Origin of the sequence: Pseudomonas sp. PD9R (genome assembly GCF_019200975.1) — a bacterium.
GTDB lineage: Bacteria > Pseudomonadota > Gammaproteobacteria > Pseudomonadales > Pseudomonadaceae > Aquipseudomonas.
In genome coordinates, this window is the sequence record NZ_JAHTMR010000019.1 from 1 (window position 1) to 17390 (window position 17390).

At 58.4% G+C, this 17390-nt stretch carries 14 protein-coding genes, 2 rRNA genes and 1 pseudogene; 10 read left to right on the forward strand and 7 right to left on the reverse strand.

Translation table 11 applies throughout. The features are described 5' to 3' along the window. Nucleotides 1-64 precede the first annotated feature (64 nt). Nucleotides 65-180: ribosomal RNA gene (gene rrf / locus KUF73_RS26745) — 5S ribosomal RNA — on the forward strand. Nucleotides 181-288: 108 nt separating this feature from the next. Further along, a 5S ribosomal RNA gene (rrf, locus tag KUF73_RS26750) occupies nucleotides 289-404 on the forward strand. A gap of 130 nt (nucleotides 405-534) precedes the next feature. Here the strand turns inward: rrf (KUF73_RS26750) and KUF73_RS26755 are convergent. From KUF73_RS26755 to KUF73_RS26780, 6 genes and pseudogenes are all read right to left on the reverse strand, one after another. Then, a pseudogene (locus tag KUF73_RS26755) lies at nucleotides 535-822 on the reverse strand (TonB-dependent receptor domain-containing protein); the annotation flags it as partial. Nucleotides 823-1177: 355 nt separating this feature from the next. Beyond that, on the reverse strand, nucleotides 1178-1645 hold the full coding sequence (locus KUF73_RS26760) for an SRPBCC family protein (RefSeq protein ID WP_218440981.1): 468 nt from the start codon (nucleotides 1643-1645) through the stop codon (nucleotides 1178-1180). A 22-nt stretch (nucleotides 1646-1667) separates the two neighbouring features. Beyond that, nucleotides 1668-5084 (reverse strand): non-ribosomal peptide synthetase, encoded by a 3417-nt coding sequence (locus KUF73_RS26765; protein ID WP_218440982.1) that lies wholly within the window; start codon nucleotides 5082-5084, stop codon nucleotides 1668-1670. A 13-nt stretch (nucleotides 5085-5097) separates the two neighbouring features. Next, entirely contained in the window at nucleotides 5098-6027 is a 930-nt protein-coding gene (locus KUF73_RS26770; RefSeq protein WP_218440983.1) for a diiron oxygenase, read from the reverse strand. Continuing rightward, the gene (locus tag KUF73_RS26775) at nucleotides 6024-6800 is read right to left on the reverse strand and encodes a DUF3050 domain-containing protein (protein ID WP_218440984.1); all 777 of its coding nucleotides are present in this window, start codon (nucleotides 6798-6800) and stop codon (nucleotides 6024-6026) included. Before KUF73_RS26775 ends, KUF73_RS26770 begins: the two co-directional genes overlap by 4 nt. Before the next feature lie 657 nt (nucleotides 6801-7457). Continuing rightward, the gene (locus KUF73_RS26780) at nucleotides 7458-8165 is read right to left on the reverse strand and encodes a GntR family transcriptional regulator (RefSeq protein ID WP_218440985.1); all 708 of its coding nucleotides are present in this window, start codon (nucleotides 8163-8165) and stop codon (nucleotides 7458-7460) included. Between the two features lie 194 nt (nucleotides 8166-8359). On the opposite strand from KUF73_RS26780, the gene lapG reads away from it, so the two are divergent. The 3 genes from lapG to KUF73_RS26795 all read left to right on the forward strand — a co-directional run bounded on the left by lapG (nucleotide 8360) and on the right by KUF73_RS26795 (nucleotide 11782). Further along, the gene (gene lapG / locus KUF73_RS26785) at nucleotides 8360-9052 is read left to right on the forward strand and encodes a cysteine protease LapG (protein WP_218440986.1); all 693 of its coding nucleotides are present in this window, start codon (nucleotides 8360-8362) and stop codon (nucleotides 9050-9052) included. 14 nt (nucleotides 9053-9066) lie between these two features. Continuing rightward, nucleotides 9067-11013, forward strand: coding sequence for a cyclic di-GMP receptor LapD (lapD, locus tag KUF73_RS26790; RefSeq protein WP_218440987.1), 1947 nt, complete (start codon nucleotides 9067-9069; stop codon nucleotides 11011-11013). Between the two features lie 454 nt (nucleotides 11014-11467). Beyond that, on the forward strand, nucleotides 11468-11782 hold the full coding sequence (locus KUF73_RS26795) for a DUF6124 family protein (protein WP_218440988.1): 315 nt from the start codon (nucleotides 11468-11470) through the stop codon (nucleotides 11780-11782). A gap of 133 nt (nucleotides 11783-11915) precedes the next feature. On the opposite strand, the gene KUF73_RS26800 is transcribed toward KUF73_RS26795, so the two are convergent. Further along, the gene (locus tag KUF73_RS26800; RefSeq protein WP_218441056.1) at nucleotides 11916-12281 is read right to left on the reverse strand and encodes a tryptophan synthase subunit beta; all 366 of its coding nucleotides are present in this window, start codon (nucleotides 12279-12281) and stop codon (nucleotides 11916-11918) included. 227 nt (nucleotides 12282-12508) lie between these two features. Between KUF73_RS26800 and KUF73_RS26805 the strand changes: the two genes are divergently transcribed. From KUF73_RS26805 to KUF73_RS26825, 5 genes are all read left to right on the forward strand, one after another. Further along, complete coding sequence (locus KUF73_RS26805; RefSeq protein WP_218440989.1) at nucleotides 12509-13396, forward strand: TauD/TfdA family dioxygenase; 888 nt, start codon at nucleotides 12509-12511, stop codon at nucleotides 13394-13396. A gap of 17 nt (nucleotides 13397-13413) precedes the next feature. Further along, nucleotides 13414-14439, forward strand: a complete 1026-nt coding sequence (locus tag KUF73_RS26810) for an ABC transporter substrate-binding protein (protein WP_218440990.1) — start codon at nucleotides 13414-13416, stop codon at nucleotides 14437-14439. Between the two features lie 5 nt (nucleotides 14440-14444). Next, nucleotides 14445-15305 (forward strand): ABC transporter ATP-binding protein, encoded by an 861-nt coding sequence (locus KUF73_RS26815; RefSeq protein WP_218440991.1) that lies wholly within the window; start codon nucleotides 14445-14447, stop codon nucleotides 15303-15305. A gap of 21 nt (nucleotides 15306-15326) precedes the next feature. After that, nucleotides 15327-16193 (forward strand): ABC transporter permease, encoded by an 867-nt coding sequence (locus KUF73_RS26820; RefSeq protein WP_218440992.1) that lies wholly within the window; start codon nucleotides 15327-15329, stop codon nucleotides 16191-16193. 147 nt (nucleotides 16194-16340) lie between these two features. Further along, a complete protein-coding gene (locus KUF73_RS26825) occupies nucleotides 16341-17261 on the forward strand; it encodes a LysR family transcriptional regulator (protein ID WP_218440993.1) in 921 nt (306 codons plus the stop codon). Nucleotides 17262-17390: the final 129 nt, after the last annotated feature.

The window sequence follows — 17390 nt, forward strand, 5'->3', positions numbered from 1 at the left end:
ACACACAAATCTATTACATACCCAATTTGCTGAAACGTTGAAAGACGCTTCAGTACCCGAATTTCTTGACGACCATAGAGCCTTGGAACCACCTGATCCCATCCCGAACTCAGTAGTGAAACGATGCATCGCCGATGGTAGTGTGGGGTTTCCCCATGTGAGAGTAGGTCATCGTCAAGATTAAATTCCGAAACCCCAATTGCGAAAGCAGTTGGGGTTTTGTCTTTAAAGTAGAAACATCAAGAATTCGCTGGCACGTCACTACAGACGAACCGGCACACAGAATTTCTTGACGACCATAGAGCATTGGAACCACCTGATCCCATCCCGAACTCAGCAGTGAAACGATGCATCGCCGATGGTAGTGTGGGGTTTCCCCATGTGAGAGTAGGTCATCGTCAAGATTGAATTCCGAAACCCCTGTCTGCATACGCAGACAGGGGTTTTGTCGTTATAGGGCTACCAAAAGTCGTAGACACAAAAAAGCCAGCCCCTGGATACAGGGGCTGGCTTTTTTGTAATTGCTGAGGACGATTAGAACTGGTAGCTCACCGTCGCGGCGACATTAGGCTCTCATCCATGTAGCAGAAATTCAGGCTGGCCACGAGGCCACATAGGATTCGTTGGTCAGGTTGTTCGCGTTCAAACACACATCAATACCCTTCAAGCCCACCTTGCCCAAGTCATAACCGATAGAGGCATCAAACAAGGTATATGACGGCACCTTCATGGTGTTTTCCGCATCGGCCCAGCTATAACCGACGTACCGCGCCGCGCCACCCAGTCGCAGGGCATCAGCACTACGCTGTCGAATGCGTAGTCATAACGGTGGGTCGCACCGGGCCAGGTCTGCCGAGTCGGCGGCATTGCCCAACCGTGTGCGCAGTCACGTGTTGAGCCAACCATGATGGCTACTCTAAAGCGCCTGTACTGCAAACTCAGGTGAGGACATGAACGCGACAGCTCGGACGTCACAAATGTTAATTAGTCGCGTTGGCATCACGGGGTGTGGATTTTGCAACCGCTACTGACACCTCCGGATCATCATCCAATCGCCAGTTCAGGCTCGCTCCTACAGTGGATTTTCAGTGATCACACCCTTTGTGAATAACTGGAAACCCTGTGGGGGCGAGCGTGCTCGCGATAGCGGTGGATCACTCACCGCCAAACGAAAGCCTTACACAAACAACTTCAGCACATTGTTCATCGCGTCATCGGCAAAGCCCTGCACGAAATCCGTGAAACCTGGCAGCGCTTCGGGGCCACCCTGGGCGGGTTCGGCGATGATGGTCCAGGTCGCGACGGACTTGCCCATACCCACGGGTTTCACCTGCATCGCCGCCCACAAATTGGCCGCGCCAAGCGTGTTGTAAATCGTGGTCCAGGTCATGCTCAGCGCCTGGTCGTCCCGGGAGTTGAGTTGCTCGACCACTAGGTTGCCGTCTTTGAAGAACTTCTTGCGCAGAGACGACACGCCCTCGCCGGTCATCTCGATGTGCGACAGCGCCGGAATGAATCGATCGAAGCCGGCAAAGTTGCCGACCACCGCCCAGACCTGCGCCGCATCGGCCGGCACTTGCACCGAGGACACGACGTGACAGCCTTGCGGGTTTTTGATCAGGGTATCGGGTTGCATTGTGTTCATGGTTTTGCTCCGTTGGGTTGAATCAGATGAAGTTGATTTCTTTTAGGTAGTCGCAGCCGCGACGCAGCAGCGCCGGGGATTTTTCCGGGTAGCGCGCGCCCATCTGCCGCACGCCGGCCTGAGCGTTGTCGTGGCCGATCATCGAGATATCGCCGATGTCTTCCTCAAAGCCGTTGAGGTAGAAACCCAGCACACCAAACAGCGCGTTGTCGCTGTCGACTCGACCCAGTTGCTGCTGCCAGTCGGCAACACTGACCAGGGAAAACTCCCGGCCCGTTTCGCGAAAGGACGCCACGTAGTTGTCCCAACTCAGCGGCTCGGGGTTGTGCAGGTTGAATACGGCTTTTTCCGGCTGATACCGGCTGGCATGGAAGGCGATGAATCGGGCGAGGAAATCCACCGGCATCAGGTCGAAATTCAGCGCGAATTCGGGCACCTGGCCGAGTTGGATCGAGCCTTTGAGCATCAGCATCAACCGATTTTTGTGCGGCTGGCACACGCCGGTGAGGCTGTTGAAACTGATGTTGCCGGGGCGATAAATATTGACCCGCACACCGCGCTCCCGTGCGCGCTCGAGGATCCGCTCGCCCACCCACTTGGACAGGTTGTAGCCGTTCTTGATGTAGATCGGCGGGGTCTGCGCGGCGGGCAATTCAAGCACCCGGCCATCGGCGGAAACCGTGCTGGACGCCGAGAGCGTCGAGACGAAGTTGAAGATCTTTTTACAACGCCCTTCGCACAGCTGCAGGCACTCGAAAATCGGCTCGACGTTGTCCCGCGCCAGTGACGCGTAATCGAGCACGTGATTGACGTTGGCGGCGTTGTGCACCAGCGCGCCGAACTCTCGATCCAGGCGTTCGTAAACCTCGGCAGCCAACCCCAGTTCGGGGCGCGTAATGTCCGCCGCGTAAATCCGCACTCGACTCAGGTCCAGATGCTCCAGACGGTTCTCGCGCAACGCCTGAACGAAACGCTCCTCCGCCGTTTGCCCGTTGCCCTCGCGCACCAGACACGCGACTTCACTGGCACCCCACGCCAGCAACGCTTCGACGATGTGCACGCCGACAAAACTGTTGGCCCCGGTGACGATCACCTTATGCACATCCCCTATGCGGCTGTCCGGCAACGGCTGCAATTCCAGTTCGCGCACCACGTCGGCCATCGCTTGTTCGCTCAGTACTTCTTCGCTGCCGGAGCCGCGCACCAACGTCGCCAGTTTCTCGATAGTGGGCTGTTCGATGAAGCGGTTGATCGAAATGCTGCGGCCGAATTCCTCGCGCAAACGCAGGAGCATGCGCGACAGCAGGATCGAATGACCGCCCAGATTGAAGAAGCTTTCATCGGTGGAAATATCGCTGGCCGGCAACTCCAGGAGCTCGGTCCAAAGATCCAGCAACAGCGCTTCATCGGCGTTTGTGGGTAAGCGGCGCGAGATGTTTTCGCTGACGCTGACCGGCAACGCCAGCAGCGCCTTGCGATCGACCTTGCCGTTGCTGGCGTAGGGCATGCTCGTCAGCTCGGTCCAGGCGATGGGCTGCATGTAGTCCGGCAGGTACTGCATCGCGTGGGCTTTCAATGCTTCACGAGCGATGCCGGGTTGAGGTTCCTGAGGCTGAGCGAGGAAGGCCAGAATCCGTCGATGGCTGTCGATGACGACGACTACCTGACGGTACAACTGACCGTCGCGCAGGCAGCGTTCGATCTCTTCCGGCTCGACCCGAAAACCACGAATCTTCACCTGATTGTCTCGCCGGCCGCACAGTTCGATTCCGTCAGCGGTCCACTTCGCCATGTCGCCGCTGCGGTAGGCGCGCAGGCTCTGGCCATCGGGCAGCGGCAAGGTCAGATAGCGCTCGGCGGTCTGCTGTGGGTTGTTCAGGTAACCCAGGCACACACCCGGCCCGACGATGTACAACTCACCGACGGTTTGCTCTGCGACCGGTTGCAAATCCTCATCGAGAATCAGCACCTGACTGTTGGCGATTGGTGCACCGAGGGTGCGGTTGTTGTCGCCGGGTCGCAGTTGTCGTGCGGTGATCAGCACGGTGGCTTCGGTTGGGCCGTAGAGGTTGTAGAGGTTGCCGTGCCTTGTCAGTTGCTCGATGACACAGGGCTCGCAGACGTCGCCGCCCGTCATCACGTGATCGAGGTTTTGCAGTGGCTCCAGCGGCAGGATGCTCAGCAACGCCGGCGGTAAAAAGGCGTGGCTCAAGTGTTGTTCGCGGATCAATTCCACCAATTGCAGTGGATCGCGGCGCTGGTCATCGCTGGGCACGATCAGCTGCGCACCTTGCAGCAGGGTCGGAAAAATATCGATCAGCGAAGAGTCGAAACTCAACGACGAAAATTGCAGCACTCGACTCTGCTCGTTCAGTTGCACGTAGTCGGCGTACCACGCGGTGAAGTGGGCGAGGTTGGCCTGGCTCAACAGCACACCTTTGGGATGGCCGGTGGTGCCCGAGGTGTAGAGCGCCATGCACGGCGCATCGAGATCGAGAGGTTGGCGCATCAACGGTTGATTGAGGTCCACCTCGTCGAAGTCGATGCGGGTGATGTCGAGCGCAGGCATTTCTGACGCGAGCGGATGCTGCCCGTCATGCAACAGCAGCACTGCACCGGCGTTCGACAGAATGTATTGCTGGCGTTGCAGTGGATGACTGGGCTCCAGCGGCAGGTACACCGCGCCACTGCCCAGAATCGCCATAATCGCCGCATACAACGCGGCGCATTTTGGCAGGCAGATCCCGACTACTACCGGCCCTTGATGCTGATCCAGCAGCGGCTGCAACCGCTGCGCAATGGCGCGGCTGTGGGCGTGCAATTGGCGATAGGAGAGTGAGTTGCCAGCGATGCTCAGCGCCGGGCGTTCGGCGCACCGGATGAGACTCTGCTCCAGACGTTCGATCATCGGCGTCTGCGCCACTTGCAGTAGCGCTGTGTCAGCGGTCGCGTTCAGGCGATGCACGAACGCAAGGCTCTCCAGCCATCGCAGATTGTCCACCCGTTCGAATGGCGCTGTAGAAGCCGGTTCAGCGAGCAGAAAATACTCGGCATCCCGCGAGTAGCGGCTGACCAGCAACGCCACGTGATCCACCAGTTCCGCCACCGCGCGCAGGCGCAGCGTCTGGCCATTTCCCGACGGCTCATCGGCAATCGGCACGCGACTGAGCAACGTCGAATTGTGCAGGCACAGAAGATCCAGCGCTGGCAGGCCGCAGATGCCCGGCAAGCCAATGCCCAGTTGCAGCGACAGTCGCGGTACGTCGTCGTAGCCCTGAAACGGCAGGCTGGTGTCATCGATCAGCAGATCCGCATGAACCGCCGTCATTTCGTCGCGCGTTGTCAGCCGCGTCAGTGCATGACCGTGTTGTTCGAGTTCCAGCGCCAGGTCGGTCAGGGCCTGGCTGTGTCCAACGAGCAGAATGTCGAGACGTCTCATGAGGTGCTCCTCGTCAAGTCAGGTAGTCGCTCAAGGCGCTTTGCACGCACGGCGAATCCAGCAACGAACTGCTGCGGAAAAACCGCACGATGTTGGCAACCAGCGGATGATGGCGATTGATCGGGAAGGCCAGCCCTGACACTTCGCTTTTCAGCTCGCGCCTAGCTGCGTCGCTGATCTGCAAGGCGTCGATCAGGCGGAAATCAAAGGACTTCTGGATGTCGTTGGTCAGGTAATGGCCAATGAACACCGGCAGGATTTGCGCGATGCACTGGCGGTCGGCTTCGCTCGCGGTATGCCAGTAGATGCGCACCAGCCGTGACCAGAAACCGGAGTGACGGCCTTCGTCGAGGAGGTGGTCGGCCATCAAACCCTTGATCGATTGCTTGACGGTGTCGTCCTTGGCGAACGCCGCGACATCGCCGGTGACGGTGTTCTCGGCAATGGCCACACAGATCAGTTCCATGGCGCTGCGCAGGTGTTGCGGCGCCAACTCGACGGCCGCCGGAATTGCCCGGCTCAACTCGATTTCGTCCGGCAGTTCGATCGGTGTGATGCCGGTCATGGCAACGGTTTGCTGCATGAAATCCATGGCTACCAGCGCGTGGTAATCCTCGTCTACGACCACGGTCATCGCGTCGTAGCGACAGGCGAACGGGAAGGTCACGGCAAAGCGATTCTTGGCGATGCTGCGGGCGGTCTTGTCGACGATCTCGGTTTCGAAAATCACCACGTCGTTAATGAATTTGTAGAGCGTCTGCACCAGGGCAAAATCGCGCTGTTCGGGGCACTCGCGCAGAAAGGTTTCGCTGAGCACCAGCGGCTGGCGGCTCAAGGGGTAGATAAATTTCTCGTCGTTCTCCAGCACGCGGCGCGGGCGGGTGCGGATGGTGGCGCGGCTCTCCCATGCATCGGCGAACGACAGGTAGTCGGCGGCGTTCATGCGTTCACCTCCGCGAGGGATTCGGCCATGCTGAGGCGCAGGCCATCCCACAAGGCGATGCGACTTTCCACCGCGGCGATGGCGCTGGCATACACGTCTTCTTCCCGTTGCGGATCGCCATCGACCAGCCGTGCGAGAAGTTTTTCTGCGGCCGGCCCGTGGTCTTCAGAGTCGACTTCAATGTGCCGTTCGAGGTAGTAGCGAAAGGTCGGGGCCTGATCGATGCCGATGCCCCAGTCATCAAGAATGCGCTGGAACATCTGTGGGATGACGCTCTCACGACCATGCAGAAACGCCGCCGCCACACTGTGACCCGGCGCATGCAGCGCGGTGTGCAGCGTATGGCGCACAAACTGCGCCGCCGCGGGATCAACGTCCACGCTTTGCAGTGCAACGTCGTAACTCACGCCCTCTTGTTGCAGCGTTACGAAGCGTTCGACGGCCACCGTGCTGGCGCCGACTTCGCGCATCGCATCCAGGTACAACTCGAAATGGCTGTAGTGACCATGAGACGGGCGGTCATCGGATTCTTCACCCAGCACGATTTCGTTGATCAACCGTGCGGCCTGCGGGTCTCGCGGTGGCAGCCATGGAAGGTGGGTGCACGTCAGCTCCTGTTGCAGGCGCTTGGTCAGCGACATGAAGTCCCACACGGCAAACACGTGGGTTTCCATAAAACGTTGCAATACCGATAGCGAATGTATTTCGGAGAAAATCGGGTGCGAACTAAGTTCTGATTTTTTTTGATCGAGACGGTCTTTAGTTGGTTTCATGGGTGAACCTTTAAATGAACGTGAGTGAGTTATGAATAATCACTGCCTGCTGTCGAAGTTTTCTTTTGGCGAGCGGCTGCCTCAAACGAATTGATCGATTTTGGTCGCTTGCAATTAAGTGGTGAGCGGCTTTCGGCCGGCGGTCATGGGTGACGCAGAAAAATTAGTACATAAATAAAGTGTCGGGCAAGTTATTTTGCATAAAATTTAAAGTTTAACTTTCGCGAGCGTGAACAGTTCCAATAAGACTTTTATATTAAGTTTTATTTTGGCGTAGTTGCTCCTTCCGTCTTATATAAGTCAGAATTTTAATGAAGAGTGAATGCCTCACTCGAAGCAACTTTCTAGTTGAACTCGTTGAGGTGATTTAAGGGGGGAAGTTGGCCGACGGTCGCGCCGATTCTTCCGTTCCCGGTGGCAAGACTCCTTCCATAGGTCCTTGGTGCGAGGACTGCGCCACTGCTGCGATGCGTCGCCCGTTCATTGTTCGTCGGCAACCAAGAGTGAGCGTAAATCAAGGCAGCCGCCATCACTGGGGCGTAGGAATTGGGAGGAGGATGTAGAGGAGGGGAATGGTTCGCGGAACTGTTCTCTGTAGGAGCGAGGCTTGCCCGCGATGGCGACCTCTAAGATCGCTATCGCAGGTTAACCCTACTCCTACAGGGTTTTTCTATTGAGGGCTGCAGGGCTGTTGAGGTATCGGGTGATGACCTCGACCCCTCGGTTGAGGTGGTATTCGAGCAACTTCACCGAGCTTTCGACATCACGGTCTTCGGCCGCCCGCAATAGTGCCCGGTGATCTTCCTGGGACAGCTTGCCCAGGCCCATGGCCTCCAGGTTGAAACGCAGGAAGCGCTCTTCTTCGTTCAACCCGTCTTCGATCAGTTTCAAGAGCCGACGATTGGGAGCCTTGATGTAGAGCGACATATGGAACAGACGATTTAGCCGGCCTATTTCGGTGAAATCGTTTTCGGTTTCCAATGCGTCGATGTAGCCGGCAGCCTGTTCGAGATCCGAGGCGTCAAGCAAGGGAACGGATAATCGCAGCGCTTCGGACTCCAGCAGGATGCGCAGGGCGTAGGTTTCCGCAGCATCACCCTGGACCAGCGCTGCGACCACCGCGCCTTTATGGGCGACCACGTTGAGCAACGCCTGGGCTTCGAGTTGGCGCAAGGCTTCGCGCACGGGCATGCGGCTGACGCCAAACAGGTCGGCCAGGTCTTGCTGGCGCAAGGCGGTGCCACAGGGAATGCGCCCGTCGAGAATGGCCGAGCGCAGGGTTTCTTCGATCACCGAGCGTGCCAGGTGAGCGGGAATTGGCCCGTTGACCTTGATACTGCTGAGGGGGTTGGGCTTTTGTGTCACTACTACGCACCCTGTTTGACTGAAGTTTTGGATCCAACTGACACTAGTAACTGCCTGACGCCTTGTCAAACGCCGGACGGAACGCCTTTTCCACAGTTTAGCGTGCCGCCGGTGATCTCAGCGTGCCATTGTTTTTTGTCGGACTAACCTACACCATCAACCGACTTCCACCTGCCTACCCTGGATGCCTTGCATTGGCGGTACGTCTCCCGATCTCCCGGATGTTGCGCTGGCTGTGCGGCGCGTTGCTACTGGCCGGCGTGCTGCTGGGCGGTGTGCAGGCCGATTGGGATTTTTCCCTGATCAGCCGCCGGGCGCAGGCATTGTACGGGCCTTTGGGCGAAGGTCAGCAGCGTATTGATGATTGGCAACACTTGCTGGCGACCCAGAAGCAGGTCAGCGAGCTGGAACAGCTCAACGTGGTCAACCGCTTCTTCAACAAACAACTGCGCTACGTCGAGGACATCGATCTGTGGCACCAGGTCGATTATTGGGAAACGCCAATCGAAGCCTTGTGGAAAGGCGCCGGCGACTGCGAAGACTACGCCATCGCCAAGTATTTCAGCTTGCGCCATCTCGGGGTTTCCAGTGACAAGCTGCGCATCACTTACGTAAAGGCATTGCGCCTGAATCGCGCGCACATGGTGTTGACTTACTACGCCAGTCCGGACGCCATGCCGCTGGTGCTCGACAGTCTGATCGACACGATCCAGCCGGCCAGCCAACGAACCGATTTGCTGCCGGTCTACTCTTTTAATGCTGAAGGATTGTGGTTGCCCGGCGCCAAAGGCAATCAGAAGGTCGGTGACACCAAGCGCCTGTCCCGTTGGCAGGATGTGCTGAAAAAAATGCAGGCCGAAGGTTTCCCGGTCGAGACGACCCATTAGGAGCACGCCCACCGATGTCTTTGTTCAAACAGTTGTTGATCGCTATCTGTCTGTTCCTGGTCATCGCCTTCACCGGCAGCTTCATGGTCAGCCTGGAGAGCTCGCGCACCCAGTACGTCAACCAGTTGCGCTCCCACGCGCAGGATGCGGCGACCGCGCTGGCGCTGTCCCTGACGCCAAACATCGACGACCCGGCGATGACCGAATTGCTGGTCAGCTCAATCTTCGACAGCGGTTATTACGCGAGCATTCGCTTGGTCGATTTATCCAACGACAAAACCCTGGTCGAACGCAGCGGTATCCCGGCCGATACCCGCGTGCCGGAGTGGTTCGTCAAACTGATCGGCCTGGAACCCGCCGGTGGCGACGCGATTGTCAGCCGTGGTTGGGAGCAGGCTGCGCGGGTCGAGGTGGTCAGTCACCCGATGTTCGCGCTGGCGAAGCTGTGGCAGAGCGCGTTGGGGAGTTTGGGTTGGTTGCTGTTGTGTGGTGTGGTCAGCGCAATATTGGGCGCGCTGTTGTTGCGTCGGCAATTGAAGCCGCTCGATTACATGGTCCAGCAGTCTCACGCCATTGCTCGCCGCGAGTTTCTCAGCCTGCCGGAGCTGCCGCGCACGCCGGAATTGCGGCGAGTGGTGCAGGCCATGAACCAGATGGTCGAGAAGCTCAAAGCGCTGTTTCAGGAGCAAGCCGAGCGCAGTGAAAAACTGCGGGTGGAGTCCTATCAGGACAACCTGACGGGGTTGGCCAACCGACGTTATTTCGAGATGCAATTGAACGCACGGGTGAGCAACCCCGAGCAGGCCAGTTCCGGTTACCTGCTGCTGTTGCGGGTGCAGGATCTGGCGGGGTTGAACCAGCGGCTGGGTGGTCAACGCACCGATGCGTTGCTTCAGGCGGTCGGTCAGCAGTTGTCCCGCGAGTGCGCCAGATACCCGGAAACGCAAAACCTCGTCACGCGGATTCGTGGCGGCGAATTTGCCGTGCTGGCGCCGGGGTTGGTGCGTGAGGAAGCGCTGCAACTGGCGCAGCACCTGGATGTCGCTTTGGCCAGCCTGCATGCGACCGGCGCGACTGACGTGGCCTCGGTAGCCGCCATCGGGCTGGCGCCGTTCGTTCATGGCGATGCCCCGCAAGCGGTGCTCGGGCTGGCGGATCAGGCGTTGGCGCAGGCCGAAGGCCAGACCGATTCGAACTGGGTCTGTCTGGATCGCAGTGCCCTGGCCGGCGTCGGCGAGGACCATCATGCCTGGCACAGCCTGCTTGATCAGGCACTGAATCAGCGTCGATTCAAATTGTACTTTCAGCCAGTCGTGGCCAGTCAGGACACACAACTGGTGCTGCACTACAAAGTGCTTTCACGCCTGATCGACGACCAGGGCCAGAGCATTCCGGCCGGACGTTTCCTGCCGTGGCTCGAACGCTTTGGCTGGGCCGCACGACTGGACCGGCTGATGCTGGAATTGGTGCTGGATCAGATGACCCGACACGAAGAATCGCTGGCGCTGAACCTGTCCTCGGCAACCCTGGAAAACCCGCAGGCATTGAATGCGCTCTTCGAGACGCTGCGTTCACATTCCAATCTCGGGCCACGGCTGACCCTGGAAATCGGCGAAGAGCAATTGCCGGAGCAAGCCACGCTCGAAGACCTGACGCGACGTTTGCGTGAGCTTGGATTCTCGTTAAGCCTGCAACACTTTGGCGGTCGCTTCAGCATGATCGGCAACCTGGCGCGGCTCGGGTTGGCGTACCTGAAAATCGACGGCAGTTACATCCGCGCGATTGATCTGGAGAGCGACAAGCGCCTGTTTATCGAAGCGATCCAGCGAGCGGCCCACAGTATTGACCTGCCATTGATTGCCGAGCGGGTTGAGACTGAAGGTGAGTTGTCGGTGATCCGCGAGATGGGGGTTTATGGGGTTCAGGGGCAGTTGGTGGGTGAGCCGAAGCCTTGGGGGTGAGCCCAAGGCCGAAAAAGATCGCAGCCTTCGGCATCTCCTACAGGGGAATGCGTACACCTGTAGGCGCTGCCGAAGGCTGCGATCTTTTGATCTGTCAGTCAGTACCATCGCTGCAATGGTGTGGGAATGATCTGAGAGGGGACAGCAGCGTCGGAGATTTCCTTCAAACCGTGGCGGTGTTGGTGAACTTGTTCGGGCCAATGCTCAGGCCTAGTCTGAGTTTGTCACTGAATAAGCAGTGACTCGGACGTGCAAATCCGGCCAAATACTTAGTTCGCGTACTGCCTTTCAATGAGCATTGGTATGCTCACTGCTTTATGGCGGCTGCGTGCAGGAGATCCTCGGATCTGCTGGGTGTCTGAGTAGGCCCGGTTTTGCACACCTGCGCACGGCCGCCACCCCATTCGCGTGCAAACGAACGGTGATGGCCCCAATACTACTCAGGGTATGTCATATGTTTAAAGTTACTCCGAATCCGCCAGATGACTCTGGCACCTCGAAAACCGAATCACGCAGTAACCACCTCTTCACCGTCGCCGACGACATCAACATCGAAGCCCTTCTAGCCAACGCCTCCGAAGACCTGCTCTCCATCAGCGCCATCGCCGCCGACCTGGCCGATGACGTAGACGGTTCGCGCCGTTCTGTCGCACTGGCAATCAGCCGCATGGCCGACGGGGTTCATTTGTTGGTCGAACGAGCCCTGGATCACCTGGAATCGCCGGAGCTGTTGGCGTTTCTATTCAAGGATAAGCCGGTGGTGAGTTGAAGATTGCCTTCGCGAGCAAGCCTCGCTCCCACATGGGACCTGTGTCGAACGCAAATCCTGTGACCAACACCGATCAACTGTAGGAGCGAGCTTGCTCGCGAAGGCGTCAGCTCGGGCTACGATAAGGCCAGGCTCAGATAAACCCTTCCTCCTCATCATCAACCAAATGACTCAACCCGCCCAACGCCTCCCGCGCCTGGGAACGGTCCATCAGTTTGGCTTGTGCCGGAGCCGGCAGGTCGGTGACGAGGATCACGCCTTTGCTGATCAGCACCTCAATCAAGTCGTCTAGTACCCGGATCATCTCCAGGTCACTCTGGCGCAGTTGCTTGAGCTGTTTGATTTGCTTCAGTTGTTTGAGGTTGGTGGCCATGACTTCATTGGCGAACCAGGCCTGGAGTTCTGGGTGGTCGGCCGGCAGCGTTTCCGTAGACTCTGCGTAGGCCTCGGCTTCCACGCGCATCAGTTGTCCCTCTGTATTGCGTTGCACGTAGAACATTAAGCATCCCTCAAAAGTGAACGGCGTCATGCTGTCAGCAGCATAGGCGAATTCAGCCATATGGTTATTCGCTAACGGTATTTAAATTCGCGTTCTTATACCTATAAAGTTAATCCCCTGCGTACCTGCCGACCAATCGGCGCGCCGCACGACACGAACCAACACGACATCCGTGAGTTTCTGATCGACGCGCGCGCCCTTGAGCGTGCCGTGCGTGGGAGTGATTTATGTCCGCAGCTTCAGCCTCTTCAAGCATCGCGCCACAACTTTTTGAAATCCGCCCGTTCAGTGGCGCCGTCGGTGCCGAAATCATAGGCCTCGATTTATCCCGCCCGATTAATGATCAGGACTTCGCCCGCATTCACCGCGCGCACCTGGATCATCACGTGGTGGTGTTCCGCGACCAACGCATCACCCCCGAGCAGCAAATCGATTTCAGCCGTCGTTTTGGCGTGTTGCAGATCCATGTGCTCAAGCAGTTTCTGCTGACTGGGCACCCGGAAATTCTCATCGTTTCCAACATCATCGAAAACGGCCAATCCATCGGCCTCGGTGACGCTGGAAAGTTCTGGCACTCCGATCTCTCCTATAAAGAACTGCCGAGCCTGGGTTCGATGCTGCATGCCCAAGAGTTGCCGTCTGAAGGGGGTGACACGCTGTTCGCCGATATGCACAAAGCCTGGGAAAACCTGCCCGAAGCGCTGCGCAAAGCCGTCGAAGGGCGATCGGCTGCGCACTCGTACACGGCGCGCTACAGCGAAACCAAATTCGAAGGTAACTGGCGTCCGACCCTGACGCCGGAGCAGCTCGCGCAAGTCGCCGAAGTCGTTCACCCGGTCGTGCGCACCCACCCGGAAAACGGCCGCAAGGCGTTGTTCGTCAGCGAAGGCTTCACCACCCGCATCGTCGGTTTGCCGGACGACGAGAGCAAGCAACTGCTCGACGAGCTCTACGCCCATAGCGTGCTGCCGCAAAACATCTACCGCCATCAATGGCAGGCCCATGACCTGGTGTTCTGGGACAACCGTTCGCTGATCCACCTCGCCGCCGGCTGCCCCAGCCATCTGCGCCGCAAGCTCTATCGCACCACCATTCAGGGCGACGCGCCTTTCTGATTTGTCGGAGATTGATCATGTCCAAACGTCTTCCCTTTGCACCGCTGGCCGCGGCCATCGGCCTGGGTTTCAGCCTGATCGCCGGCAGCCTGGTGGCCCCGACCGTGGCTCACGCCGAAGGTGAAATCCGCATCGCCGAACAGTTCGGCATCGTTTACCTGCTGCTCAACGTGGTGCGCGATCAGAATCTGATCGAGAAGTACGGCAAGCAGGAAGGCATCGACATCAAGGTCGACTGGACGCAGCTTTCCGGCGGGGCGGCGGTCAACGATGCGTTGCTTTCTGGCTCCATCGACATTGCCGGTGCCGGCGTCGGCCCGCTGCTGACCATTTGGGACCGCACTCACGGTAAGCAGAACGTCAAAGCCGTCGCGTCCCTGGGTAATTTCCCGTACTACCTGGTGAGCAATAATCCGAAGGTTAAAACCATCGCCGACTTCACCGAGAAGGACCGCATCGCGGTGCCGGCAGTCGGGGTGTCGGTGCAGTCGCGGTTCCTGCAATACGCGGCCGCCAAACAGTGGGGCGACAAGGAGTTCAACCGCCTCGACAAGTACACCATCGCCGTTCCGCACCCCGACGCTACGGCCGCGCTGATCGCGGGTGGCACCGAACTGACCGGGCACTTCTCCAACCCGCCGTTCCAGGATCAGGCGCTGGAAAACCCGAACGTCCATATCGTGCTCAATTCCTATGACGTGCTCGGCCCGAATTCGCCGACGGTGCTGTTCGCCACCGAGAAATTCCGCGACGAAAACCCGAAAACCTACAAAGCCTTTGTCGAAGCGTTGACCGAGGCCGCGCAATTCGCGCAGAACGATAAAGGCGCGGCGGCGGACACTTACATCCGCGTCACCAAGGCCAAAATCGACCGCGCCGCGTTGCTCAAAATCATCGACAACCCGCAGTTCGAATTCAGCGTCACACCAAAAAATACCTACCCGCTGGCCGAGTTCCTTTACCGAGTGGGCGCGATAAAAAACAAACCGGATTCGTGGAAGGATTACTTCTTCCAGGACGCCAAACCGCTGCAAGGGAGCTGACCGAGATGAACGCCCCTTTGCAAGGCCACACGGTCAGCAAACCGAACGCGGCAGCCCAAGCGCTGCTGTCGGTCGATAATGTCAGCCTGGAATACCGCACACCGCAGCGAGTGGTGCGGGCGACCCATCAAGTCAGTTTTGAAATCGACCCGGCGGACCGTTTTGTCCTGCTTGGCCCCTCCGGTTGCGGTAAGTCGACGTTGCTTAAGGCCGTCGGCGGTTTCATTCAGCCCGTCGAGGGCGAGATCCGCCTGCAAGGCCAGCGCGTCGATGCGCCGGGGCCGGACCGCATCGTGGTGTTCCAGGAGTTCGATCAACTGCCACCGTGGAAAACCGTCAAACAGAACGTGATGTTTCCGCTGCTGGCTTCGAAAACCCTCAAGCGCCGCGAAGCAGAAGAGCGAGCCTTGCACTATCTGGAGAAAGTCGGCCTGGCGGCGTTTGCCGATGCTTACCCGCACACATTATCGGGCGGCATGAAGGCGCGGGTTGCCATCGCTCGGGCACTGGCGATGCAGCCGAAAATCCTCCTGATGGACGAACCTTTCGCCGCCCTCGATGCACTGACCCGACGCAAGATGCAGGAAGAATTGCTGCTGCTCTGGGAAGAGGTGCGCTTCACGTTGCTGTTCGTTACGCACTCCATCGAAGAAGCGTTGGTGGTCGGTAACCGCATCCTGTTGTTGTCGCCACATCCGGGGCGGGTGCGGGCGGAAGTCCACAGTCATCAATACGATTTGCAGAGCCTAGGCGGCGTAGCGTTCCAGGAATCGGCGCGGCGCATCCATCGGTTGTTGTTTGATGAAGGTCAGTCGCCGGAAACCGAGCGTGAGCTGGATTTCGCCGACATCCGCATCGCTTATTGAGCCCATTGTGAGGAGTGCCCGATGAGCCATTCATCATCACCGCGTCAAGAATTCGAAACCGTCCTGCAACCGCTGGCCAGCGTGCCTCTGGAACGTGAACTGCCGCTGGGCCAGCGCCTTTGGCAACAGGGCTGGCTGCGCAAAAGCCTGATCCTGATTTTGCTCGCGGTGCTGTGGGAAGCCGCCTCGCGTTACACGAACAACGACCTGCTGCTGCCGAGTTTCCTGCAAACCGGCCACGCCTTGTATGACGGCCTGATCAGCGGCGAGTTGCTGAGCAAGGTGTGGATTTCCCTGGTGGTGCTGCTCAAGGGGTATTTGATCGGCATCGTCCTGGCATTTGCCCTGACCACGCTGGCGGTGTCGACGCAGTTTGGCCGCGACTTGCTCAGTACACTGACCTCAATGTTCAACCCGTTGCCGGCGATTGCGCTGTTGCCGCTGGCGTTGTTGTGGTTCGGCTTGGGGCAGAACAGTTTGATATTCGTGTTGGTGCATTCGGTGTTGTGGGCGTTGGCGCTGAACACTTATGCCGGATTTCTCGGCGTCTCGGAAACCCTGCGCATGGCCGGCCGCAATTACGGCCTCAAGGGCATGCGATTTGTGCTGTTCATCCTGATTCCGGCAGCGCTGCCGTCGATCCTCGCCGGGCTGAAAATCGGCTGGGCGTTTGCGTGGCGCACGTTGATCGCTGCTGAATTGGTGTTTGGTGCAACCAGCGGGAAAGGTGGGTTGGGTTGGTACATTTTTCAGAATCGCAATGAGCTGTACACCGACAAGGTGTTTGCCGGGTTGGCGGTGGTGATTTTGATCGGGTTGCTGGTGGAGAACCTGGTGTTTGATACGTTGGAGCGGGTGACGGTGAAGCGTTGGGGGATGCAGCGTTAATCTGTTGAATTCATGTGTGATTGAGTAAAAGATCGCTGCCTGTGGCAGCTCCTACAGGTGATCTATGTAGGAGGTGCCGAAGGCTGCGATCTTTTGATCTGCTAGCATTGCGTCTGAATCATTGCTGATCAGACATGAGTGCTTGCCATGCAACTACCGGACATGAACCTGTTGGTCGCCCTCGACGCTTTGCTCGATGAGGGCAGTGTGGTGGGCGCGGCGCGGCGGATGAACCTCAGCCCGGCGGCCATGAGCCGTACGCTGACGCGCATTCGCGAGGCCATTGGCGATCCGATCCTGGTACGCGCCGGTCGAGGTTTGGTGCCGACGCCCAAGGCACTGGCGTTGCGCGAGCAGGTACGTGATGTCGTGGAGCAGGCGGCGCTTGTGTTTCGTTCGGCTGATGCGGTGGAGTTGGGATCATTGCGACGGCGTTTCAGCATTCGCGCCAATGACTTTTTTGTGGGTGTCTACGGTGGCCGGTTGTTCGACACCCTGGACCGCCAGGCACCGCATTGCGAGCTGCGTTTTGTCCCCGAAGGCGATGGTGATGATGAAGCGCTGCGAGAAGGGCGCATCGACTTGAACATCAGCAATACCCGGCCGATGAGCCCGGAAGTGAAGATCCAGAACCTGTTCTCTACCCACTTTGTGGGCCTGGTGCGTGAGGATCATCCGCTGTTCGATGAAGAGATAACCGCCGAGCGTTACGCCGGTTTTTCCCACATCAGCATGTCCCGTCGCGGGATCGCCCGAGGCCCTATCGATACGGCACTCAATGCCTTGGGGCTGGAGCGGCGGGTGGCGGTGATTGCACCGAGTTTCCATGCGGCGATGTTTGCCTTGCCGGATTCCGATCTGATTTTGCCGGTGCCCAAGGAGGCGTTGTTGAGCGTGCGGCGCCTGGGATTGAAGCTGCGCTCGTTCACCTTGCCGATCCCATTGCCTACCTTGATGCTGACCCAGGCCTGGCATCCGCGTTTCGATAAGGACCCGGCTCATCGCTGGATGCGCGAGACGGTCAAGGCTTGTTGCGATGAGACCTGGCAGGCTTCGCAGCCGGTTTAAAGATCAAAAGATCGCAGCCTTCGGCAGCGCCTACATAGATCACCTGTAGGCGCTGCCGAAGGCTGCGATCTTTTGAGCTGATAGTTGTGTTCAGCGCACTTATAAACTGCCAATAAGTCAGTTTTCGTC